The following is a 22568-nucleotide window of genomic DNA, read 5'->3' on the forward strand; positions in this document are numbered from 1 at the left end:
CGGCGAGGCGCGGTGTGTCCGCCGGTGACCGGCTCATCCCTGCGCGGCCGTCCGGCCGCCTTGACTCACCATCCGGCACCGCTACGGATGCTGTGGATTACCGCCGCCCTGGGTGCCTGTTTCCTGGGTGTGCGGTGGGGACTACGAGACGCGCCGCCGCTGTGGTTTGCCGCCTTGCGGGCCTTGCTCGGCGGGGCCGCGTTGGCCGCCGTCGCCGCCGCTCAGCGTCGGCCGCTGCCACGGTCGGCCCGCACCTGGGGCCGGGTCGGGGTGCTCGGGCTGGTCAACGTGAGCCTGGCGTTTGCGGCCATGTTCGCCGGCATCGCCGGGTTGGCTACCGGCACCGCCGCGGTGCTGTCCAACGCCCAGCCGCTGCTGATTCTGCTGCCCGCCTGGTGGCTGTACGGGGAGCGGGTGTCGGCGCGGGCCACGATCGCGTTGGTGGCGGGGTTCGGTGGGCTGCTGGTGGTCGCGGTGCCCGGCGGCGGCGGATCCGGGGCGCTGCTGTCACTGCTGTCCGCGGCCGCGGTCACCGCCGGAACGTTGATGGTGCGCCACCTGGGCGACGTCGACGTCGTGGTGGCGAGCGCGGCGCATTTCCTGTTCGGTGGGGTAGCGCTGGCCGGAGTCGCCTTCGCTGTGGAAGGCGTCCCGGACATCGCCTGGACGCTGCGCTTCGTGGCCGTCCTCGCCTTCCTCGGCCTGATCGCGACCGCGGCGACGACGCTGGCCTGGTTCGTGGAGACCCAGCGTTGCCCGCTGTCCGCGCTGACCCCATGGATGTTCCTCGTCCCCGTTTTCGGGTTGCTGATCGGTCTCGTCGTCTTGGGTGAACGCCCCGATGTCTGGACGGTCACGGGCGTCGTCCTGGTGCTGGTCAGCATGCGGGTGGCGCTGACGAAGCACAGCGTCCCCGGCGCCGGTCCCGGGTTACCTGCATGTGGCGGACTCCCTCGACCCGCCGTGGCAGCCTCATCAACGAGGTCACTCAAAATGAAGGAAGGCGGAGCGCGTGAGCAGCAACGACATGTTTTCAAGTTGTGGTGGGCGTGGATGGGTCCGCCGAGTCGCTGAGGCCCTCGATGGGCGGCGACCGAAGCCCGACTGCGGAACGGGGCCCGCAAGAGCTTTGGCCGATCAGAATCAGTCTGGTCGAGCCCGGCAATATTCCGGCAGAGACTTAACGGCCGTTTCCGGGTGAGTCGTTGGACACCGGGATGCGGCCGTTGCCCCAAGGGTCAACGTGGCCTCTCGTGCTGGCAAGCTGGTTATCTCGATACCCCCTATGGGTATAAGCTGAGGACCGACAAGCGCTCGGCGTGTCGTTATGAGAAGGGTGAGAAGTCGATGAATGTCACAACCTACAAAGTCGAGGCAATGACCTGCGGGCACTGCGTGTCGACGGTGAAGGCCGCGGTTGGTTCCGTCGTCGGTGTTACCGCTGTGGATGTGGATCTGCGGGCAGGAACCGTGATCACTACAGGCACGTACGCGGATTCCGCTGTTGCGGAAGCCATCTCGAAAGCAGGGTACGAGGTCGTCGCCACCGAACCCGAAGCGACCGCCGGTAGCTTGCTTCCGCTGGTCGGCAAATCCGGCGGCTGCTGCTGCGGCTAGGCGTCGGCGGGATGGGGGAACTCTAATCGTCGTGATCGCGATCGGCCCGGTCCTCACGGTCACGTTGGCGCGTGCCGGCGTTGCTACTTTGCGGCTCAATAACTGGCTGATTCAGCCAGTCATCGAGGGGAGAGCCTTGCATACACCCCAGGCCGATATGGTGATCGAGCTCGTCCGCGCCACCTACCCGAAGATGATCCAGAACCTCAGCTGGGCAGCCCGGATACAACGGCTTCGCGTCTGGGGCGATCTGGGCGTAACGCTGCGGTCAGCACAGCGCGTAGGCGCTGTGCGGAGGTGTCCGCGTTATCGCGGACTGCGGCGAGTTGGCGCAGTTGGGCGGTGATTCAAACGTCATTCCGGCTTAAGAAGCCGAGTCGCCACGACGGACGGGCTGCAGCAGCGATAGCCGCCGCCCAGCCAGGATCCGGTTATGGTTCCCGGCGGGCGACCTGTCACTCAGCTGGGGGCTCATCTGGTCGAACCACCCAGGTCAAATCCACGTTGGTCGAGGAACATGGTCGAGGGAACATCCCTCTCGATCACAACAGCGTCAGTGTGGGTGTTCACTATGAGCGGGTTCCGGCTATCGACAGTTGCGCTGTTCGGCATCACGAATACGCGCGAATCGGTCGGCGGTGATCGCCCACAATTCATGATCTGTTCGTCGTCCACCGACGTCGAGGTAGCCGCTCATCGTGCCTTCGTATATCAACCCGATGCGGGTGACCAGTCTTTTGGCTGCGACATTGGTGATGCTGATCGGCGCCGAGATGCGATGCAATCCGAGTTCGGCGAAGCCGTGCTCGAGTATCAATGTGGCTGCGGTGATCCCGATGCCTGACCGTCCATGCGCTGAATCCACCCAGATCCCAACCTCGGCGGTCCCGTTGTGCATGTCGATCCATTCGAAGTTGCACTGGCCGGCAAACCGTCCATCCACTTCGATCACCATGGGCAGTGCGTGGCCTGCCGTTGTGACGGCTCGACTGTGTAGACATTCGCGGATCCACACTGTCTCGGTGTGGCGCTGCTCCCAACATGTATTCGACGACGTCCAGAACGGTTCAATGACGGCCTGATTTTGTAGCCGTAGCTGGCGCCATGCTGGGGCATCCGAGATGCGGGGACACCGTAGAGTGACCGTGCTGTCGGTGGGACTGGGTCCTGTGATCGTGAGTTGCCGGCGTTTCGGCTGCCAGGCGGTGAACCGGTCGCGGACGCGTCCGGCGTAGAACCTGGCAACTGTTTCTGTCATCGACTTCTTGCGCATGGTGAGACCTCCGAGGTCGTCCGCCCGGTCCGTAACACGACCCTTCGAGGTCTCCGTTGGGACCCGGGACAGGTCCGATTAGCTGGTACCGACCGGCGACGGTGTAAACAACGTTGTGCACATCAGTGACAAAAGGTGTTGATGCACAAGTCGAAGTAACAACACCTGTAGCAATGGCCAGATGCTGGCTGGTGCGGTCGGCAAATGTCGGTGTCCGCTCCTCACCGAGGCGTCGCCGAGAAACAGCGTCGGCGGTACCACCCGATGGAGAACGGCAGGACTTAGTGCAGTGCGAACGGCCAACGTTTCGACTTGTTGACGCTGGCGGCGGGCCTACCCATCACACTCTCAACACCGATAGCTGTTCGAGACTCAAGGTGGTCTGCGGGCGGGTCGGGCCCTTCCATATGATCGACTGCCGCTGCATCCGGTCGGGCCCGCGAGCCCACGAGGTCTGGCCGAGCAGCATTCGGGCACCGGCAAGCGCAACGGTGACCGTCATCACGACGAGAGAACTATGCATACCCGAGTGCACTGGGCACGGGCTGCCGCAATCGGTTTCGTCTGAAGATGGATTGTCCGACGCTGCTGGGTAAAATAGCGCGGCATTGTCGCTCGCGGTATGAGTGGTATTCGGGGGGTGCCCGCCCGCGGAGTGTTCGACTGAAATCGAGTGCATGAGGAGAATGCCAACCAGCACTGTCACGACCACACTTATTCGTGCCGCGTTGATCATCGTCGCCCTCATCAGCGGACTCATCTTTCGACGATACTTCACGGATCTGGAAGTCGCGGTGCGGCCGCGAGCTGCCCGCCAAGACAAGTGATCGGATCGCCGCTGTAGGTGCCATCAGCGCTGTCGATTCGGCAAACGCCGGGATCGCGGGCGGGTCCAATACCGATGCCAAGCAGATGGCTCGCACGATCGTCGAAACTCAGCAGCAGGAGATCGACACGATGCGGCAGCTACTCGGCTGACCTGATCCACTTGTCGAGGAGAAGGCCGCACCCTCTGTTCGGGGGTGCGGCCCTGTCCTACGACGTTCAGCTACTCGATACCGCGTCCCGGCGGCCGTCGCCCACAGCGCCCGTGATGATATCCGGCGTGCGGTCGAGTCGACGCAACAACTGTGCGTTGGCTGCGACCCGACCGGTGCAAGCACTCCGGCTGCGAGGGGAACGGAGATGAGGTTGTATCCCGCTGCCCACCAAAGGTTTTGCTTCATCTTCCGGTACGACGCTCGGGAGAGTTCGATCACCGACAGGACCGATCGCGGGACGTCGCTTGCCAGGATCACTCCGGCCGACGCGATCGCTACGTCGATCCCTGCGCCGATCGCGATGCCGACGTCGGCTGGGGCGAGTGCCGGCGCGCATCGTTGACTCCGTCACCGACCATCGCCACCGGTTCGGCCTTCCTGTCGCAGGGCAGCAGGGTGTAGTCGTCCTTCCCTCCGGGTGTCGGTTGATTATCCGGTTGCAGTGGAACGGAATCGGCGCAGGCGCAGGCTGTTGCTCACCACGAACACCGACGAGAACGCCATAGCTGCACCAGCGAGCATCGGGTTGAGCAGGCCCGCGGCGGCGAGAGGGATGGCTGCCACGTTGTAGGCGAAGGCCCAGAACAGGTTGACCTTGATCGTGCGCAGTGTCGCGCGTGCCAACCGGATCGCGTCGGCGGCAGCGCGCAGGTCACCGCGCACCAGGGTCAGGTCACTGGCCTCGATGGCGACGTCGGTGCCGGTGCCCATCGCCAAACCGAGGTCGGCTTGGGCGAGTGCGGCGGCGTCGTTGACCCCGTCACCGACCATCGCCACAACCTTGCCCTCGGCCTGCAACCGTTTCACGGTTTCGACCTTGTCCGCAGGCAAGACTTCGGCGATCACATGATCGATACCGACCTGGTCGGCGATCGTCGCGGCGGCGGCCGCGTTGTCACCGGTGAGCATGATCGGTGTCAAACCCAGCGCCCGCAGCTGCGTAATCGCTTGTCTGGAAGTCGCTTTGACCGCGTCGGCAACCACCAGCACGGCACGGGCTTTGCCGTCCCACCCGACCGCGACGGCGGTCTTGCCCTCGGATTCCGCGGCGCGCAGCGAGGTGTCGAGGTCGGCGGGCAGGTGCTGGGCCCAGTCGTCGAGCAGTCGTGTTCGACCGACGACCACCGCGTGTCCCTCGACGACGCCGTGGACACCGAGACCCTCGACGTTGGCGAAATCTTCCACAGCAGGCAGGACACCGACCCGGTCACGCGCACCCGTAGCGATTGCTTGCGCGATGGGGTGCTCGGAGGAGTCTTCGAGCGCACCCGCAAGCCGCAGCACCTGGTCTCGATCTTCCCCGTCGGCGGTGATGACGTCGAGCAGTGTCATCTTGCCGGTGGTGATGGTGCCGGTTTTGTCGAGTACGACGGTGTCGACGCGACGGGTGGATTCGAGCACTTCGGGTCCCTTGATCAGAATCCCGAGCTGCGCGCCGCGTCCGGTGCCGACCATCAGTGCGGTCGGTGTCGCCAGGCCGAGTGCGCAAGGGCAGGCGATGATCAGCACAGCGACCGCTGCGGTGAACGCAGCGGCAATCGATCCGCCGGTGCCGATCCAAAACCCGAGTGTGGCCACCGAGAGTGCGATCACGATGGGAACGAAGATGCCGGAGATCCTGTCCGCCAGTCGCTGCGCCTGGGCCTTCCCGGTTTGCGCGTCTTCGACGAGTTTCGCCATCTGCGCGAGCTGAGTGTCGGTCCCGATCCGGTTGGCGCGCACCACGAGTCGGCCGCCGACGTTGACGGTCGCGCCGACCACCTGATCGCCCGAACCGACCTCGACCGGTACGGACTCACCGGTCAGCATCGACGCATCGACAGCGGAGGAGCCCTCGGTGACGACACCGTCGGTGGCGATCTTCTCACCCGGCCGGACGACAAACTCGTCGCCGACCGCGAGCTGGTCCACACTGATCCGCTCCTCGACGCCGTTACGTAGCACCGAGACCTCTTTGGCGCCGAGCTCGAGCAAGGCGCGCAACGCCGCACCCGCGCGCCGTTTGGAGCGCGCTTCGAAATAGCGGCCGGCCAGGATGAACGTGGTCACCCCGGCGGCGGCCTCGAGATAAATGTTTCCCGCGCCGTCGGTCCGCGAGATTGTCAGTTCGAACGGATGGGTCATGCCGGCGATCCCGGCGGTGCCCCACAACAGTGCGTACAGCGACCAGCCCAGCGCGGCGAGGGTGCCGATCGACACGAGCGTGTCCATGGTGGCGGTGCCGTGGCGCAGGTTGGTCCATGCTGCCTTGTGGAACGGCCATGCCCCCCAGGCGACGACCGGCGCGGCCAGGGTCAACGACATCCACTGCCAGTTGGTGAACTGCAGCGCCGGGACCATGGCCATCGCGATCACGGGCACACTCAGCATCAGCGATACGAGCAACCGCTGACGCAACGACGTGGTCGGATCCGGTGCACTCGAATCCTCGGATGCGTCTACGGAGTCGGGTGATGTCGATTTCGGGGCGGGCAGGTGCGCGGTGTAGCCGGTCTGCTCGACCGTGGCGATCAGCTGGTCGGGGGAGACGCCGCCGCGGTAGGTGACGCGGGCCTTTTCGGTGGCATAGTTCACCGTCGCGGTCACGCCGTCGAGTTTGTTGAGCTTGCGCTCGATCCGATTGGCGCACGACGCGCAGGTCATCCCGCCGATCAGCAACTCGACCTGCTCGTCGGACTGTGCGGGTAACGCGGTGGCGGAATTCATGGCTGGTCCTTTCACGGTGACGGTACGCGGTCAGTGGTCGTGACCGGCCACGGCCGGTTCGGGCTGCAGACTGCCCTCGGCCGGGGATCCGGCGGCGCTGAGGGTGAATTCGGCGGTGCGCACCACCCCCGCGTGCTGGAAGTCCAGAAACAGGCGGTAGTCCCCGACGCTGGGCGCGGTGGCGTAGAAATCGATGGTCGGACCGGCTGCTGTCACGCCATCGCCCGGATGCCCGTCGGGATGAACATGCAGGTAGGCGAGGTCGGCGCTGCGCAGGGCGACGAGATGGCCGTAGGCACCGAGATACGGCTGTAGATCGGTGACCGGTCGGCCGTCCTTGGTGACAGACAAGGTGACTTTGGACGCCTGTCCCGGAACCAGGTTGCCGTGCAGGGTGACGGTGTAGCCGTCGATCTCGGTGGTGCCGGTCGCGGCCGGTAGCGGTTGCGGGTCGAAAGTGCCGGCGACGTGAAGGTCTGCGCCCAAGGTGACTCCTTCGCCGCCTTCAGGGGTGAAATCGGCAAAGACGCGATAAGTTCCGGCGCGGGTGAGATCCAGTGGGACACTCCAGATTCCGGCCGAGTCGAGCACGGGGTGCACGTGCTGGTAGCCGACCATGTCGCGACGCACGACGATGAGGTGCAGTTGTTTGCCGTGGCTCGCGGCGTATCGCGTCAGCGGTGTTCCGGCGGGGTCGACGATTCGGAATCGCAGCGACACGGCGGTCCCCGTGGGCGTCTGCGGTGTCTCGAGCTGCAACGTGTATCGGCTGTCGGTGACCATCAGTCCTCCAGGTGCTGAATCCGGGCTTGCCGCCTCGCCGGGCAGTTCCTCGGGGTGTATGCCGCGGGTGTGTACCGGGGCGGGGCTGTCGGCGGGACCGACGACCGCGCCGGTCCCGAGTGCGGCGGCGAAGACCACCGCGAGACCGGCGGTGAAGCCGGCAATTTTCTGTGCCGTGTTCATGGTCGATGTGCTCCTGGTGGTTTCCCGGCCGAACCCGCTGAATCAAGTCCGGCCGACATGGGTCGTGGGGACCGACGATCAGTCGGCTAGTCGGTATCCGGCCTCGTGGACTGCGCCCTTGATGACGTCGCGGTCGACAGGTTCGGCGCTGTCGATCACGACCCGGCCGCTGGCGAGATCGACGTCCACGGACGTGACGCCGTCGATGGTGCCGACCTCCTCGCGTACCGAGGACACGCAGTGGCCGCAGGTCATTCCGACGACGGTGACGGTGGCTGTGCTCATTAGGAGTTCCTCTTCTCGGGGCGGTAGATCTCGCGGATCGCGGTGCTCGAGTTCGTCGTTCGAACCCATTGCAATATTTACCATACCCCCCTAGGGTATACAAGAGTCCGCAACGGAGCCGATGGTCAGGAGGACGACATGTGCATCGTGTAACCGACCGAATATGGTTCGCCACCTGCGAGGAGTGATCGAGCAGGATGCGGCGAGCCCGACTGGGCGGCGGTGAAAGGTATGTCACCGTCCGCCCGGTCCTCCCATACCCCGTACACGTAAGGAACCTGATCTCATGTCCACACAGACACCCACCCGGAAGTGGTGGGCTCTGGCGTTGATCGCCGCCGCACAGTTCATGGTCATCATGGATACGTCCATCATCGGCATCGCGCTCCCGCAAATGCAGAACGATCTCGGCTTCACCCAACAGAACCTCACGTGGGTCTTCAATGCCTACGTCATCGCCTTCGGCGGACTGCTGCTGCTCGGCGGCCGCCTGTCGGACCTGTTCGGTGCGCGACGCGTGTTCGGCGCTGGTTGGCTGATCCTCTTGATCGGATCGATCACCGCCGGTGCAGCCGGAAACGTCGCGATCGAACTCACCGGCCGCGCTGTCCAGGGGGCCGGCGCCGCCCTCATCGCACCGTCGGCACTCACCTTGCTGATGATGCTGTTCGGCGGCTCGCCGAAAGAGCTGACCAAGGCACTCTCGATTTACGGTGCAGCGGCCCCCGCGGGCGGGACCGCGGGTGTGTTCTTCGGCGGCGTCATCACCGAGTACATCAGCTGGCCCTGGGTGTTCTACATCAACATTCCCATCGCGGTGATTGCGCTGCTGGCCATACCCGCGGTCATGCCGAACGTGCCTACCCGCTCCGGATCGATCGATGTTCTGGGCGCGATCACGGTCACCGCAGGACTCGGCACTGCCGTGTACGCAGTCGTGCGGGCACCAGAGGTCGTTTGGGCGTCCGGTCAGACCTGGGCCGGATTGGCCGCAGCCGCCGGATTGCTCGCAGCGTTCGTCCTGATCCAGGCCAAGCGGCAAACCCCGCTGATGCGACTGGGCATCTTCACCGCGCCCAATCTCGCCGTGGCAAACGTCGCGCAGCTACTCCTCGGCGCGGCGTGGATTCCGATGTGGTTCTTCCTGAACCTGTACCTGCAGCAGGTACTTGGCTACAGCGCCTTCCCCGCGGGTGCCGCGCTGCTGCCGATGACCGTGTTGATCATGCTTTGCATGATCGTGGTAGCGCCACGAGCAATGGTTCGCTTCGGCGCTAAACCGATGATCGTCTCCGGTCTGGTCGTGCTCGCGGCGGGTCTGGCGTGGCTGTCGTTGGTACGGCCCACCGGGAACTTCTGGATCGACGTCTTGCCTGCCTCGCTGGTCGCAGCGGTCGGCATGTCATTGGCGTTCATTCCCTCACTCGGCACCGCGATCTCTGCAGCTCGTCCCGAGGAGGGCGGCCTCGCGTCCGGCATCGTCAACGTGAGCTACCAGGTCGGTTCTGCCGTCGGCCTCGCTGCGATGACCGCCGTAGCCGCGGCCGCCGGCGCAAACCAGCTAGGAAACACGGTGGAGCTGACCGACGGTTTCTCCGCGGCATTCCTCGGAGCCTCCGCGATCGCGATCGCAGGTGCAGCCATCACCGCCGTCGCAATGCGGACACCGAAAACTACGAAAGCTCAGGTGCGGGAGCCAGTCTCAGCCGCGTGACGTAACGGGATGGGGCCGGGCGGAAAGGTCCGGCTCCAACTTCGTCGACAGGGTGTGGCGTCGTATTCCGTTCGTGGGCTCACGAAATCCCACTGAAATCGAGACCCCAACCCCGGTCGGCGCGCTAGAGGAACCTCAATTTCAATTTATGGGAATCGCCCGCGGCCTGGCAGGGGTTCCGGTAGTAACGGCGCAGAAAACAACAGATATGGCGTAGTCCCTGGTCGGGGTTGATTCGCCGGTTCGGGCTGCGGGCGTGGTTGTTTGGTGCTTGGCTGCCGATGTTGTTGGACGGCATGTCGGAGGTTGGTGTTTGTGGCGACGCGGGTGTTCGCGGATGAGGAGTTGGAGCGTCTGCGGGAGTTCCCGGAGATCAGCCGTGAGGAGTTGTTCCGGTTCTTCACGTTGACACCGACTGATCTGGCGTTCGTTGATCCGGGTCGCGGGCGTGGGCCGGCTGATCGCCTCGGTGTGGCGATCGCGTTGTGCGCGTTACCGTGGTTGGGGTTCGTGCCGGACAAGGTGTCAGCAGCCCCGCCGGTCGCGGTGGCTCGGCTGGCTGATCAGTTGAAAGTTGATGCGGGCCAGGTCCGTTCGTACGGACGGCGGGCGCAGACCCGGACCGAGCATCTGCGGCTGGTGGCGCAGTATCTGGGGTGGCGGCCGGCCGGGGCGATGGAGCTGAAGGAGCTCGACGAGTTCCTGCTGGCGCGGGCGATGGAGCACGATTCACCGACACTGTTGTTCCGACTCGGGTGTGAGTACCTGGTCTCGGCGCGGGTGATCCGGCCGGGACCGGAAACGGTGGTACGCCGGGTTGCGCACGCTCGCGCGCATGCGCAGCGGGAAACCTATGACCGATTGGCGCACGAGTTCACCCCGGCGCGGTGCGCGGAGTTGGACGCTCTGCTGGTCAACGATGCATCGCTGGGGATGTCGCGGTTGCGGTGGCTGGCGACCGGCCCGGTGGAAGCGTCCGCGACGGCGGTGAAGGCAGAGGTGGAGAAGCTGGCGTTTCTGCGTGGGTTGGGGGCAGATGAGCTGGATATGTCGGTGCTGCCCGCGGAGCGGCGCCGGTTCCTGGCCACGATGGGTCGACGGTTGACCGGCCAAGCCCTCGAAAGGCGGGATCCGCAGCGCCGCTACCCGATCCTGCTCACCGTGCTCGCGCAGTCGGGCACCGATGTGCTCGATGAGGTGGTTCAGCTGTTCGATCAGGCGATCTCGGCGAAGCTGAGCAAGGCCGAACGACGTATGCAGCAGGAACTAGCCGAACGCGGCAAGGGTGGCGAAGACCGGCAAGGGCTGCTCGATGATCTGCTGGTGATCGTCACCGACTTGCAGATCCCCGACGAGGACATCGGCGGACTGATCCGGGGTGACCGGATCGGATGGGACCGTCTGCGGGCGGCGATCGCGCAGGCCAAACCGCGGCTACCCCGCGATCACGGACACCTGGCCGCATTCGATGCATCGTACGGATATTTGCGGCAGTTCACCCCGGCGGTGCTCTCGGCAGTGCGGTTCGCCGGTGGCACCGCGGCGACAGAGTTGCTACTCGCGGTGCACATGCTGCGGGAATTGAACGCCACCGGGAATCGGAAGGTCCCAGACGAGGCCCCGGCCGGGTTCGTCCCGACGAAGTGGCGCGGCTATCTCGAGGAGGCCCGCAAATCCGGCAATTCCACCGCCTACCGGCACTACTGGGAATTGTGCGTGCTGCTCGGCCTGCGCGACGGACTACGCAGCGGGGATGTGTACGTGCCGGGTTCGCGCCGGTACGCCGATCCGGCCGCCTACCTACTCACCCCCGAGCAGTGGCAGCCCCAACGAGAGAAATTCTGCCGTCTGGTCGGCAAATCACCTGATCCGGCCGGCGCCCTGGCCGCCGCCACCGACGAACTACACAGCGCGCTCGGCGAGCTGGAGGCGGTCCTGGCCGATGGGGATGGCCCGGTCCGTGTCGATGAGGCTGGCGATCTGGTGGTTTCGCCATTGTCGGCGGAAGACGTTCCCGCCGAAGCGGTGTCGCTCAAGGCCGAGTTGACCGAGATGCTGCCGTTCGCGCCGATCGTGGCGTTGCTGATCGAGCTGGACAAACGCACCGGCTACCTGGACTGCTTCACCCACGCCGGCGGCAAGCACGCCCGCACCCCAGAACTCAAACGCAACCTGATCGCGGTCCTGCTGGCCTACTCCACCAATCTCGGGCTCACACGCATGGCGGACGCCTGCGGTATCTCTTACGACATTCTGGCCTGGACCTCGGAGTGGTATGTGCGGGAAGAGACACTGCGAGCGGCCAACATTGCGATCATCGACTACCACCAGCTGCTGCCGCTGACCACGGTGTTCGGCGCGGGCACCTTGTCGTCTTCGGACGGGCAACGGTTCCCCACCCGCGGCAAATCGGTCACCGCGCGAGCGCTGAGCCGCTACTTCGCGAACGAGGGCCTGTCCACCTACACCCATGTCACCGATCAGCACGCCACTTACGGCACGAAAGTCATCGTCGCGACCAAGCGTGAGGCCCATTATGTTCTGGATGAAATCCTGGGTAACGCCACGGATCTGCCGATCACCGAGCATGCGACCGATACGCATGGGGTGACTCTGGTGAACTTCGGGTTGTTCGATCTGCTCGGATTGCAGTTGTCCCCGCGGATCCGCGATCTGGGCCGGATCACCCTCTACCGGACCGGGCCCCGCGCCCAGTTTGAATCGGCGTTCCCGCACGCGGGAGGACTGTTGACCCGGAAGGTCAACCTGGATCTGATCGCCGAGCATTACGACGACCTACTCCGGTTGGCCGGGTCGCTGAAGTTCGGGTATGCCACCGCGTCCCTGCTGGTCGGCAAGCTGTCCGCGTCCGGTCGGCAGAACACCCTTGCCGCGGCGTTGAAGGAGTACGGGGCGCTGCGGCGCACTATCTATGCCGCCCGCTACCTGTCCGACCCGGACTACCGGCGCAAGATCTCCCGTCAGCTCAACAAGGGTGAGTCCCTGCACGCGTTGCGCCGGGACCTGCTCTACGCCCACGAAGGCATGATCCGGGCCCGCCATCTGGAAGGGCAGACCGAACAAGCCTGGTGTCTGACCTTGGCCACGAACGCGGTAATCGCTTGGACTACAGAGTATTACGGGCTCGCGGTCGAGCAGATGCGGCGCACCGGGCGCCGCATCGACGACGAGGTCCTGGCCCATATCTCCCCGGCGCACAGCGAGAACATCAACTTCTTCGGCGCCATCGAGGTCGACATCGACGCCGAACTCGCCCAGCTCGGCCCCACCGGGTACCGGCCGTTGCGGGTCCGCGACACCTTGTTCTGAACGAGCGCGGCGTTTATCGTCGCGCTCGCTTGGGTGCGGGTAGCCACCAGTTCCAGCGTCCGAACAGTCGCATCAGTGCGGGGACGAGGATCAGGCGCACGATGATCGCGTCGATGGCGACGGCGAGGGCGAGGGCGAAGCCGATCTGTTTGAGTTCGAGGACGTCGGCGGTGACGAAGCTGCCGAACACGACGACCATGATCGCGGCGGCGGCGGTGATGGGGCGGGCGGTGTGGGTGAGGCCGGCGGCGACGGCGTGTTCGTTGTCGCCGGTGGTGTCCCAGTATTCGCGCATGCGGCGGATGAGGAAGACCTCGTAGTCCATCGACAGGCCGAACAGGATGGCGAAGACCACGGTGGGCAGGTACACCTGCAGGAAGCCGGTGCTGGTGAAGCCGAGCACGGATTCGCCGATGCCCCACTGGAATACGGCGACGGTGAGGCCGAGGGCGGCACCGGTGGCGAGCAGGTTCATCAGGATTGCTTTGAGCGGCAGGACGATGCTGCGGAAGGCGACCAGCAGGAACAGCAGTGACGAGGCGAGCACCAGGGCGATGACCAGGGGGAGTTTGCTGTTCATCTCCTCGGCGAGGTCGACGAATTCGGCGGTGCTGCCACCGATTCGGATGGTCGGTCCGCTGTCGCGGCCGAGGTCGGCGGCCTGGGTGCGCAGGTCCCGGACCAGTTCGTCGGCGTCGGCGGAGTCGAAGGCCACAGCGGGCACGACCGCCGCGAGTAGCCGCCCATCGGAGGATTGTGGTGGCAGGATCGTGTCGATACGGTCGTCGCGGCCGATGTCGGTCAGGTACTGCCGAACGCGGGCGGTGTCCTGGGTGCCGAGTGGTCCGTCGTCGGGTCCGGTGGCGAACACTTCGACGGGCGAGAGGGATCCGGCGGGGAAGTTGGCGGTGAGCGCGGCGGTCGCGCGCCCGGACGGTTTGTCGGCGAGGGTTCCGACGCCCATGTCGAGGCCGTAGCGGATGCCGAGGATCGGCGCGGATGCCAGCAACAGGATCGCGATGGCGAGGCCGCCGAACCAGATCGGGCGCCGCATCACCGCGCGTGCCCAGCGCGCCCAGGTACTCGTGGTGAGCCGGTCGGGGTCGAGGGTTTCGGCGGGCCGGAACCGCTGCGGCAACGCTCCCCGGTTGATCGCGGGTCCGAGCGCGGCCAGCAGCGCCGGGAGCAGGGTCAGGCCGACGGCGAGGGTGGCGAGTACGGCGAGCGCGACGCCGAGGGTGATGCCCCGGAAGATCGGGGCGTCCATGATCGCCAGGGAGCACAGGGAGATCATGACGATGATTCCGGAGGCGATGATCGTCTTGCCGGCGGTGTTCAGTGCCCGGCCGACGGCGTCGCCGATCGCGGTGTGCTGGTCGCGGCCGGTGACCCCACCGTGGCTGAGTTCTTCGCGGAAGCGGCTGACGATGAACATGGCGTAGTCGATGCCGACTCCGACGCCGATCATGGTGGCCATCGACGCGGTCAGCGCGTCGAAGCTGGTGATCGCGGTCATGGCGAACATGGCGCCGGCGGCCAGGGCCAGCCCCGCCAGCGCCACCGCCACCGGGACCAGCGCCGCGACCAGCGCGCCGAGAGCGAGGACCAGCAGCAGCAGCGCCACCGGGATTCCGATCGCCTCGGCGCGTTTGAGGTCGTCGGTCTGGATGGCGGTGACATCGTTCTGGACCGGGGAGTAGCCGGTGACGGCGGCGGCGAGGGCGCCGGTGTCGGTCGCGGCGATCGCCGTCTGCAGGTGCTCGGCGGTGGCAGCGCGTTGGGCCATGTCGCCGTCGAGACCGACCAGGGCGATGGCCACCCGTCCGCCGGGGGCGATCTGGCCCGGACCGCGGTAGGGGTCGATGATCCCGCTCACGCCCGGAATCTTCTGCGCCGCGACGATGGTCCGGTCGACGGTGGCCCGGAATTCGGGGCTGTCGGCGGTGGCGTCGGGTGAGTCGAACACGATCACGTCCTGTTCGGCGCCGAACTGCGGGAAGTGGGTGGCCATCAAGGTGTCGACTTGCGTCGATTCCGAGCCCTGGACCCCGAAATCCATTCCGGTGAGACGGCTTTCGAGCGCGGGGTAGGCGAGGGCGCACGCCACCAGCAGCGCCGCCCACACCGTCAGCACCCCGCGACGATGTCGGGCCATGGCGGTACCCCAGCGGTGCAGGGCTGCGGGCCGCTCGGTCCGAGAGGAGACCGCGGCCTCGGCGCGCCCGGCGTAACCAGTTGTTCGCATGTCGGAGTCCTTCTTTTGTTGTCGATCGGTTCGATGCCTGTCGGTGTCGTCTCAGCCGGTCGGTGACCGCCCGCGCTGTGGCTGCTCGGGCGCGGCGGCCGTGCGGCGGCCGATGATCGCGGCGGCGAGGACGGCGGACAGCGCGGCGACCGCGGCGGTGGTGAGCAGCACCAGCGTCATGCCGTGCAGATAGGCGGCGCGGGCGGTGTCGGCGAGCGCGGGGCGCCCGAGTTGCTGGGCGAGGGCGAGTGCCCCGGCCAGAGAGTCACGCGCGGTGCCGGCGGCGGGTTCGGGCAGTCCGGTGGTGCCGAGGCCCTCCGAGTAGCCTTGGGCGAGAACGCTTCCCAGTACCGCGACACCGAAGACGCCGCCGACCTGGCGCAGGGTCATGGTGATCGCGGTGCCCGAGCCGGCGTGTTCGGTGGGCAGGTCGGCGAGCACCGCGTCCATAGCCGGGGACAACGCGACGCCGATACCGAATCCGGCTCCGGTCAGCCAGGCGGCGACGAATCCGTAGCCGCTACCGGCATCAGTCGACGCGCCCACCGCCAGGGCCGCGGCGATGATCACGAGCCCGGCGGTGACCGGTACCCGGTAGCCCACGGCTGCGGCGACCCGTTCCCCGATCGGGGCGCCGACGACCAGACCGGCGATCAGTGGCAGCAGCCGCAACCCGGTACCGAGCGCGTCGTGGCCGCCGACGAGTTGCAGGTACTGCGGGATCACGAACAGCAGGCCCAGCATCCCGAAGGTGACCAGCGCCCCGGCGATACTACCGCCGAGGAACTGCCGCTGCCGGAACAGTCGCAGTTCGATCATCGGGTCCCGAGTGTGCCGCTCCCACAGGAGGAATCCCGCGAAAACCACTGCGCCGCCGAGCAGCGTCGCTAGCACCAGCGGATCGCGCCATCCCCGGCTCGGTGCCTCGATCAGTCCGTACACCACCCCGAGCAGACCCGTCGTGGACAGCATCGCGCCGAGCAGGTCGGGCCGCCGGGGTCGGGGATCCCGGGATTCGGGTAGCAGCACCGCGATGGCGAGGGCGGCGATCACCGCCATCGGCACGTTGATCAGGAAGATCGATCCCCACCAGAAGTGGTCGAGTAACCAGCCACCCAGAATCGGTCCCAGCGGGATCCCGATGCCGACACCCATCACCGTCAGCGATACCGCACGCCCGCGTTCGGACGGTGCGAACAGCACCGGCAGGACCGCGAACACCACCGGCAGGATGATCGCGGCCCCGACGCCCATCACCGCCCGTGCGGCGATCACCATGGCGGCGGTGTCGGCCCAGGCCGCCGCAGCGGAGGAGACGGCGAAGAGCATCAGCCCCGCCAGCAGCAGCCGTTTGCGCCCGTAGCGGTCGCCGAGTGCTCCACACGTCAGCATCAGCCCGGCCAGGACCAGCACGTACGCGTTGACCATCCACTGCAGTTCGGCCGTGCCCGCCGCCAATTCGGTGGCGATGGTGGGCAGCGCCACGTTCATGATCGTGATATCGAAACCCACGGTCAGCACCGCGATGAGCAGGCTGCCCAGCGCCCACCAGCGGCGAGCGGGTTGTGTGTACATGGCGTCCTCCCAGAACGGGAAATAATCTGGCTTACTCGCTGTCATCGGCTATTTACGATCGATCATGGTCGTAGGCTATCATCGGCCCATGTCGATGAAAAGCCCTTCCACCGATGAATCGGTGCGTGACGAGCTCGCCGGTGCGGTCGCGTTGTTCCACAGCCTGTCCGACCCCACCCGGCTGGCGATCGCGCGGCACCTCGCCCACGGCGAGGCGCGCGTGGTCGACCTGACCCGGGCACTGGGACTGCCGCAGTCCACGGTGTCCTCGCACCTGGCCTGCCTGCGCGACTGCCGGCTGATCACCGGCCGCCCCGAAGGACGTCAGGTGTTCTACGCCCTGGCCCGCCCGGAACTGCTCGATCTGTTCGCCGCGGCCGAGACCCTGCTGGCCGCCACCGGCAACGCCGTCGCGCTGTGCCCCACCTACGGCACCGACACCGGATCCGAGACCACCGAGGAGACCACCCGATGAGCGACGCCTGCGGCTGCGGCCACGACGAACCCGGAACAGGTGACGCCGAGGAGCGCGAACCCGAAAAGTTCTGGCAAGTCGGCGAATTGCGCTGGGCCGCCGTCTCGGGGGTGTTCCTGGTGGCGTCGTGGATCACCGGGTGGACCGGCGGACCCGAGCTCACGGTGACGGTGCTCGAGCTGATCGCCGTCGTCATCGCTGCGTCCACGTTCGTACCCGACGCACTGCGCAATCTGCGGCACCGACGCATCGGCGTAGGCACCTTGATGACCGTCGCCGCCATCGGCTCCGTGGCGCTGGGCCAGTTCGCCGAAGCCGCGCTGCTGGGCATCTTGTTCTCCATCGCCGAAGGTCTCGAGCACTACGCGGTGGCCAAGACCAGACGAGGGTTGCGGGCCCTGTTGTCGCTGGTGCCACCCAAGGCGTCGGTGATCCGCGGCGGAACCGAACTCACCGTCTCACCCGACGAACTCGTCATCGGCGACGTGATGATTCTGCGCCGCGGCGAGCGGGCCGCCACCGACGGAACCATCGCCGCAGGACGGACCAGCCTGGATCTGTCGGCCGTCACCGGGTGAGTGGCCGGAACATAGCCGGTGAACCCGCCGAGCAGCCAAATATGGACACCCTCCCCACCGCTGTCGCGGCGTCAGGCACCGGTTCACCGGGCGCCCGATGCGATCCTCGTCGGCTGATCTCTCGTCGGCTGATCGCCGTTGTCGCCGGCGGCGGGTTGCTGTGGAGCAGCTTTCCACCGACAGACTGGTGGCCCGCCGCTTTCGCCGGACTCGCACTGCTGGGCTGGGTCCTGGCCCACAGCAACACCACAGTGCTCGGCGGCCTGGGCTTTGGCTTCGTCTTCGGCGTGGCGTTTTACCTGCCCCTGTTGCCGTGGACCGGTGCTCTGGTCGGCATCGTTCCGTGGTTGGCTTTGAGCACTCTGTGCGCGGCGTTTACTGCACTGTTCGGTGCCGCCGCCGTGGCACTGCGCGATCAACGGGGTTGGCCGATGTGGTGGGCCACCTGGTGGGTCGCTGTGGAACTGTTGAAGAGCACCGTGCCCTTCGGCGGATTCCCTTGGGGTGTACTGGCTTTCGGCCAATCCAGCGGGCCGCTGGCGCAACTGGCACCCTGGGGAGGACCTTCCCTGATCTCGTTCACCACGACGCTGATCGGTTTCACCGTCACGGCGGTGCTCGTTGGTCCGGGTCGACACCGACGACGCAGCGCGGTAGTCGCGCTGTCAACGGCACTGTGTCTGGCGGCCCTCACCGGACTCGCCTGGGAGCCCTGGCGTTCGGATCGTGAGAAGCAGACTCTGGTGGTTGCGGCGGTGCAGGGCAACGTGCCGCGCCTCGGCCTGGACTTCAACGCACAGCGGCGCGCCGTGCTGGACAACCACGTTCAGCAGACTCTGCGTCTCGCCGACGACGTTCGCGCCAGTCGCGCGCCCCAACCCGATCTGGTGGTGTGGCCGGAAAACTCCTCCGACATCGACCCATTGATCAACAACGATGCAGCGCAACAAATCGACACTGCTGCACGGGCAATCAACGCACCCATTCTGATTGGCGCCGTCCTGAGCAACCCACCACAAAGCACCGACCCCAGATCCACCTCGAACACCATGATTCTCTGGTCACCCGAGGACGGACCCGGAGCCCGACACGACAAGAAGATCCTGCAACCGTTCGGTGAATATCTACCGTGGAGAGGGTTCTTCCAGCTCTTCTCCGATTATGCGGAGCGCGCCGGCTTCTTCGTTCCCGGTACCGGCTCCGGTGTCGTCGAAGCCGCCGACGTCGCCGTCGGAGTCGCCACCTGTTGGGAGGCGGTTTTCGACCGTGCTCCTCGTGAATCGGTTCGTAACGGCGCCCAGGTGTTGGTCATCCCGACCAACAACGCCACCTTCAACGAAACTATGAGTCGGCAGTTTCTCGCGTTCGCGAAGATTCGCGCCCTCGAGCACCGACGGCCGGTCGTGGTGGCAGGCACCACCGGTGTCAGCGCCATCATCACGCCGGACGGCCGGGTTGTCGATGAGACAGCCTTCTTCACCGCCGACTATCTAATCAGCCGCATTGAACTCAACGACGAACTCACGCCGGCCACGCGGTGGACCCCGATGATTCACGGGGTCGTCACCGTTTTGGCAATCGCTGCGCTCTTGTTAGTGGCGATCCAGCGCTATACGCCGTCGTGGCGTAAATCGTCAAGCGGATGATGCGAGCATGTCCGTCGGCCCGACCACGAGTATCTACATCACCTGCGGCGCAGTCACATTGGCGTTGCTGAATCTGCGACCGGAACGACCGGTCCGTTCGACACGCTCGCCCGCGGATACGAGGGGTTGACCGGCATGTGGCAGGGGAGGGTGGCGCTGCGTCCCGGGATGCTGATCTATACCGGCCGGATCGGGTCCGCGCACCGCCACCGCCACGCCGCCACGCAACTGGTGCTCGCCACCGACGGCGAGATCGAACTCATCGATGCCGCGCCGCGACACCGCCGCACTCATCCCCGCCGGGGTGCCACACGAAATCGTCGGCTCGGCAACAGGATTGCCGCTCATCCTGCTCGGGCTGCCCACCCCCGTCGCCTACGCCCTGGCTCTCGCCGTCGCCCTGCAGCTGCTGCTGCAGCACTCCAACGTCGACTACCGCGTCGGCCCGCTCCGCAACGTGCTCGCACTCAACCAGGCCCACCGGTTCCACCACCTCAAATGGGCCGGCATCGGCGATGTCAACTTCGGGCTGTTACCCTGCTCTGGGACCACCTGCTGCGCACCTACTCCTACGACCCCGCCCGCGCCTTCACCAGCGCCGACCTCGGCATGGCCGCCAAACCCGACTACCCCACCGGCTACTTCGCCCAACTCGCCGAACCCTTCCGCCCCAGCGGAGCCTGCACCACCAGCACCGCAGGACATCCAACGCCCATCCTGTCGCACCAGGCCGGGCTGAACCTCGAACCTCGATAGGAGAAAGTGCCCCGGCCGACCCGGCATCACCGCAGACGAGGAACGACACTGACATGGCCCCGCATCACCGACCAGGAGCGTGTAGGCCGCCGGTAGGTCCGGCACGAAGAAATGCGCGGCGGCCAAGCCCCAGCGCGCCAGGCCTGGCGATCCGCTCGGTGGTGAAGAAACTATTGAACGGGCTGATCCCGAAACAGACGTGCGCGCGGGCGGTCAACGGCGCATGGCAATGCAACGACAGTGGCTGTACCTGGAACGGCAAGGGCGGGCCTTTCGGTGGATCACGAACCCGGCGCCGCAGGACCAACGGGCCCTGGACCGGTGATGTCGCCCCACAGGATGGACCTTCCAGCGCCGGGGAAGGTCAAGCCCGGACGCGGGAGTTGCCACCTTCTACGACATTGCGACGTAGCTGGTCAGTAGTATCGGCGCGGTGACCGCCACCTCGCCCTCGCGCGGCATATCCGCGCGACTGCTCGCGGTGTTGGCGGTGCTCGCCGGGCTCGCGCTGGCGCAGGGCCTGCAGTGCCGGGACGGCATGCCGGCGATGTCGTTGCCTGGGTCGATGCCGCAGTCGGTCATGTACTCCGCCCCGGCCGACACCGACGCCAGTGACGACGCGGATCTGGTCACCGGCGCATTTCATATCGTGAAGGCCGCCGCCGATGCGGCTGGTGAACCGATGGCTCTCGGCGGAGTCCTCGCCGCCTGCCTGGTCGCCGTCCTCACCTGGTTGGCGGCGTCGACGCTGCGCCTGCGGCGAACCTCAGTCGCCGTGGGGTGCCCCATCCGGGCCGGACCCAGCCGCGCGGCCCATGCCGCCCTACCACGGGCACCCACTCTCGCACAGCTCTGCGTGCTCCGGACATAGAGAACAACGGCACCGTCGACCGATCCGCGCCGCGCGGCCGGTCGGTGGTTTCCGTGCGTCTTCCTCTGTCCACCTTGCTTTTTCAGGAGCTGTCGTGAATCTCCTCGCCATCCTCACCACCGGCCTGTTCGCCGGTGGCATCTCGTGTGCTGCCGTGCAGGGCGGACTGCTCACCGGCTTGATCAGCCGCCAGCGCACCACAGCTAAGACAACGGCCGCGGTCACGTCCCGGACCGGGAACGGCAGCGGTGTCTCGGCCGCACCCGTTCGGTGGTCGACCCGATTGGCCGACGACCTCACCCCGGTCGGTGGATTCCTCGCCGGCAAACTCGTGTCCCACACACTGTTCGGTGCCCTGCTCGGAGCAGTCGGTGGCGCCGTCCAACTCTCCCTCGGGATGCGCACCTGGCTGCAGATCGGCGCCGGGCTGCTCATCGTGACATTCGCACTCGCCCAGCTCGGCGTCCCCGGCTTCCGCCGGATCGTGATCGAACCACCCACCTCGTGGATGCGGCTGGTCCGCAGCCAGGCCCGCTCCCGGGCTGCCCTCGCGCCCGCACTGCTCGGCCTGGCCACCATCCTCATCCCCTGCGGGGTAACCCTGTCGGTCGCCGCCCTCGCACTCGCCTCCGGCTCACCGGTGCAGGGAGCGGCGATCATGGCCGTCTTCGTGCTCGGCACCGGACCACTGTTCGCGGTTCTCGGATATGCCGCCCGCCTCGCCGCGACCGCATGGCGCGGCAGGCTCGCCCTGGTCACAGGTCTGATCGTGCTCGCCATGGGCCTCTACACCCTCAACGGCGGACTCGAACTCGCCGGATCCCCCCTCGCAGCCAGCCGGATCACCGGAACTCTCGGATCGGCAGCACCGGCACCCGGCACCACGGCCGCCACCGTCGTCGACGGAACTCAAACCGTCACGATCACCGCCCGCACCGGCTCATACAGCCCCCACACCATCCACGCCGCAGCCGGAATACCCACCACACTGGTGATCAAGTCCGACAACGCCTCCGGCTGCATCCGATACCTCGTCATCCCCGACCGTGGCATCGAACAAGTCCTGCCCGTCACGGGTGAAACCCGCGTCGACCTCGGCGCGCTGCAACCCGGCCGGCTCGACTACACCTGCGGCATGGGCATGTACTCCGGCATCATCACCATCGCCTGAAAGGACAAACATCCCGAAATGGCCACCACCACCCACGAATTCCGCATCGAGGGCATGCACTGCGGCAGCTGCGCACTGCTCATCGACGACACCCTCGATGACCTGCCCGGCGTCCACCGCACCCGGACAACAATGAAGAAGGGCCGCAGCACCATCGAACTCGACACCCACACCACCACCCCCGCCGACATCCTCGCGGCGATCGAAAAGCTCGGTTACACAGCGACTCTCGTGCCCTGAACGGTGCGTGACCGACGTCGGACCCCCGCCCGTTCGAACCCGGACGCGGCGATCCGACGACCACCCACCCGCCGCTCCAT

19 protein-coding genes and 4 pseudogenes are annotated in these 22568 nt (G+C 66.4%); 13 read left to right on the plus strand and 10 right to left on the minus strand.

The features are described from left to right. The first annotated feature begins 24 nt into the window (after window positions 1-24). Window positions 25-1074 carry a DMT family transporter gene (locus ACHIRB_RS03015; protein WP_395125475.1) on the plus strand — a complete coding sequence of 350 codons (1050 nt, stop codon included), beginning with the start codon at window positions 25-27 and terminating at the stop codon, window positions 1072-1074. 273 nt (window positions 1075-1347) lie between these two features. Next, window positions 1348-1617 (plus strand): heavy-metal-associated domain-containing protein, encoded by a 270-nt coding sequence (locus ACHIRB_RS03020; RefSeq protein ID WP_395125474.1) that lies wholly within the window; start codon window positions 1348-1350, stop codon window positions 1615-1617. A 586-nt stretch (window positions 1618-2203) separates the two neighbouring features. Here ACHIRB_RS03020 and ACHIRB_RS03025 read toward each other — a convergent pair. Beyond that, a complete protein-coding gene (locus ACHIRB_RS03025; protein WP_395125472.1) occupies window positions 2204-2875 on the minus strand; it encodes a GNAT family N-acetyltransferase in 672 nt (223 codons plus the stop codon). Window positions 2876-3230: 355 nt separating this feature from the next. After that, window positions 3231-3638, minus strand: coding sequence for a DUF6153 family protein (locus tag ACHIRB_RS03030; RefSeq protein ID WP_395127611.1), 408 nt, complete (start codon window positions 3636-3638; stop codon window positions 3231-3233). Between ACHIRB_RS03030 and ACHIRB_RS03035 the strand changes: the two genes are divergently transcribed. Both ACHIRB_RS03035 and ACHIRB_RS03040 read left to right on the plus strand, forming a co-directional pair. Then, window positions 3577-3717 carry a hypothetical protein gene (locus ACHIRB_RS03035; protein WP_395125525.1) on the plus strand — a complete coding sequence of 47 codons (141 nt, stop codon included), beginning with the start codon at window positions 3577-3579 and terminating at the stop codon, window positions 3715-3717. The genes ACHIRB_RS03030 and ACHIRB_RS03035 overlap by 62 nt on opposite strands. A 40-nt stretch (window positions 3718-3757) precedes the next feature. Continuing rightward, a pseudogene (locus ACHIRB_RS03040) lies at window positions 3758-3868 on the plus strand (DUF305 domain-containing protein); the annotation flags it as partial. A 66-nt stretch (window positions 3869-3934) separates the two neighbouring features. Here ACHIRB_RS03040 and ACHIRB_RS03045 read toward each other — a convergent pair. From ACHIRB_RS03045 to ACHIRB_RS03060, 4 genes and pseudogenes are all read right to left on the minus strand, one after another. Further along, a pseudogene (locus ACHIRB_RS03045) lies at window positions 3935-4295 on the minus strand (HAD-IC family P-type ATPase); the annotation flags it as partial. A 64-nt stretch (window positions 4296-4359) separates the two neighbouring features. After that, complete coding sequence (locus tag ACHIRB_RS03050; RefSeq protein ID WP_395127604.1) at window positions 4360-6636, minus strand: heavy metal translocating P-type ATPase; 2277 nt, start codon at window positions 6634-6636, stop codon at window positions 4360-4362. A gap of 30 nt (window positions 6637-6666) precedes the next feature. Further along, complete coding sequence (locus ACHIRB_RS03055) at window positions 6667-7602, minus strand: hypothetical protein (RefSeq protein ID WP_395127605.1); 936 nt, start codon at window positions 7600-7602, stop codon at window positions 6667-6669. Window positions 7603-7680: 78 nt separating this feature from the next. Next, window positions 7681-7887 (minus strand): heavy-metal-associated domain-containing protein, encoded by a 207-nt coding sequence (locus ACHIRB_RS03060; protein ID WP_395126252.1) that lies wholly within the window; start codon window positions 7885-7887, stop codon window positions 7681-7683. Window positions 7888-8173: 286 nt separating this feature from the next. Here ACHIRB_RS03060 and ACHIRB_RS03065 point away from each other — a divergent pair, with 286 nt between their 5' ends. Together ACHIRB_RS03065 and ACHIRB_RS03070 are read left to right on the plus strand one after the other, a co-directional pair. Next, the gene (locus ACHIRB_RS03065; protein ID WP_395126253.1) at window positions 8174-9601 is read left to right on the plus strand and encodes an MFS transporter; all 1428 of its coding nucleotides are present in this window, start codon (window positions 8174-8176) and stop codon (window positions 9599-9601) included. Between the two features lie 315 nt (window positions 9602-9916). Beyond that, window positions 9917-12931 (plus strand): Tn3 family transposase, encoded by a 3015-nt coding sequence (locus ACHIRB_RS03070; RefSeq protein ID WP_395126254.1) that lies wholly within the window; start codon window positions 9917-9919, stop codon window positions 12929-12931. Window positions 12932-12944: 13 nt separating this feature from the next. On the opposite strand, the gene ACHIRB_RS03075 is transcribed toward ACHIRB_RS03070, so the two are convergent. Both ACHIRB_RS03075 and ACHIRB_RS03080 read right to left on the minus strand, forming a co-directional pair. Continuing rightward, window positions 12945-15086 (minus strand): MMPL family transporter, encoded by a 2142-nt coding sequence (locus tag ACHIRB_RS03075; RefSeq protein ID WP_395127607.1) that lies wholly within the window; start codon window positions 15084-15086, stop codon window positions 12945-12947. Between the two features lie 141 nt (window positions 15087-15227). Continuing rightward, window positions 15228-16751, minus strand: coding sequence for a DHA2 family efflux MFS transporter permease subunit (locus ACHIRB_RS03080; protein WP_395126256.1), 1524 nt, complete (start codon window positions 16749-16751; stop codon window positions 15228-15230). An 88-nt stretch (window positions 16752-16839) separates the two neighbouring features. Here ACHIRB_RS03080 and ACHIRB_RS03085 point away from each other — a divergent pair, with 88 nt between their 5' ends. The 3 genes and pseudogenes from ACHIRB_RS03085 to lnt all read left to right on the plus strand — a co-directional run bounded on the left by ACHIRB_RS03085 (window position 16840) and on the right by lnt (window position 19450). Further along, window positions 16840-17226, plus strand: a complete 387-nt coding sequence (locus ACHIRB_RS03085; protein ID WP_395126257.1) for an ArsR/SmtB family transcription factor — start codon at window positions 16840-16842, stop codon at window positions 17224-17226. Further along, window positions 17223-17801 (plus strand): annotated as a pseudogene (locus ACHIRB_RS03090) (P-type ATPase actuator domain-containing protein); the annotation flags it as partial. The gene ACHIRB_RS03085 and the pseudogene ACHIRB_RS03090, both read left to right, overlap by 4 nt. 44 nt (window positions 17802-17845) lie before the next feature. Further along, window positions 17846-19450, plus strand: coding sequence for an apolipoprotein N-acyltransferase (gene lnt / locus ACHIRB_RS03095; RefSeq protein ID WP_395126258.1), 1605 nt, complete (start codon window positions 17846-17848; stop codon window positions 19448-19450). Window positions 19451-19483: 33 nt separating this feature from the next. On the opposite strand, the gene ACHIRB_RS03100 is transcribed toward lnt, so the two are convergent. After that, entirely contained in the window at window positions 19484-19798 is a 315-nt protein-coding gene (locus ACHIRB_RS03100) for a hypothetical protein (RefSeq protein WP_395126270.1), read from the minus strand. Here ACHIRB_RS03100 and ACHIRB_RS03105 point away from each other — a divergent pair. Continuing rightward, window positions 19791-20206: pseudogene (locus ACHIRB_RS03105) on the plus strand (sterol desaturase family protein); the annotation flags it as partial. The gene ACHIRB_RS03100 and the pseudogene ACHIRB_RS03105 overlap by 8 nt on opposite strands. A gap of 64 nt (window positions 20207-20270) precedes the next feature. Here the strand turns inward: ACHIRB_RS03105 and ACHIRB_RS03110 are convergent. Further along, window positions 20271-20513: a tRNA-dependent cyclodipeptide synthase gene (locus ACHIRB_RS03110; RefSeq protein WP_395126259.1), complete on the minus strand. Its 243-nt coding sequence runs from the start codon at window positions 20511-20513 to the stop codon at window positions 20271-20273. 126 nt (window positions 20514-20639) lie between these two features. Between ACHIRB_RS03110 and ACHIRB_RS03115 the strand changes: the two genes are divergently transcribed. From ACHIRB_RS03115 to ACHIRB_RS03125, 3 genes are all read left to right on the plus strand, one after another. Beyond that, entirely contained in the window at window positions 20640-21077 is a 438-nt protein-coding gene (locus ACHIRB_RS03115; RefSeq protein ID WP_395126260.1) for a hypothetical protein, read from the plus strand. A gap of 94 nt (window positions 21078-21171) precedes the next feature. Beyond that, window positions 21172-22248: a sulfite exporter TauE/SafE family protein gene (locus tag ACHIRB_RS03120; RefSeq protein ID WP_395126261.1), complete on the plus strand. Its 1077-nt coding sequence runs from the start codon at window positions 21172-21174 to the stop codon at window positions 22246-22248. Window positions 22249-22266: 18 nt separating this feature from the next. Next, entirely contained in the window at window positions 22267-22488 is a 222-nt protein-coding gene (locus tag ACHIRB_RS03125) for a heavy-metal-associated domain-containing protein (protein ID WP_395126262.1), read from the plus strand. Window positions 22489-22568 lie beyond the last annotated feature (80 nt).

It is taken from the genome of Antrihabitans spumae (assembly GCF_043944905.1).
GTDB lineage: Bacteria > Actinomycetota > Actinomycetes > Mycobacteriales > Mycobacteriaceae > Antrihabitans > Antrihabitans spumae.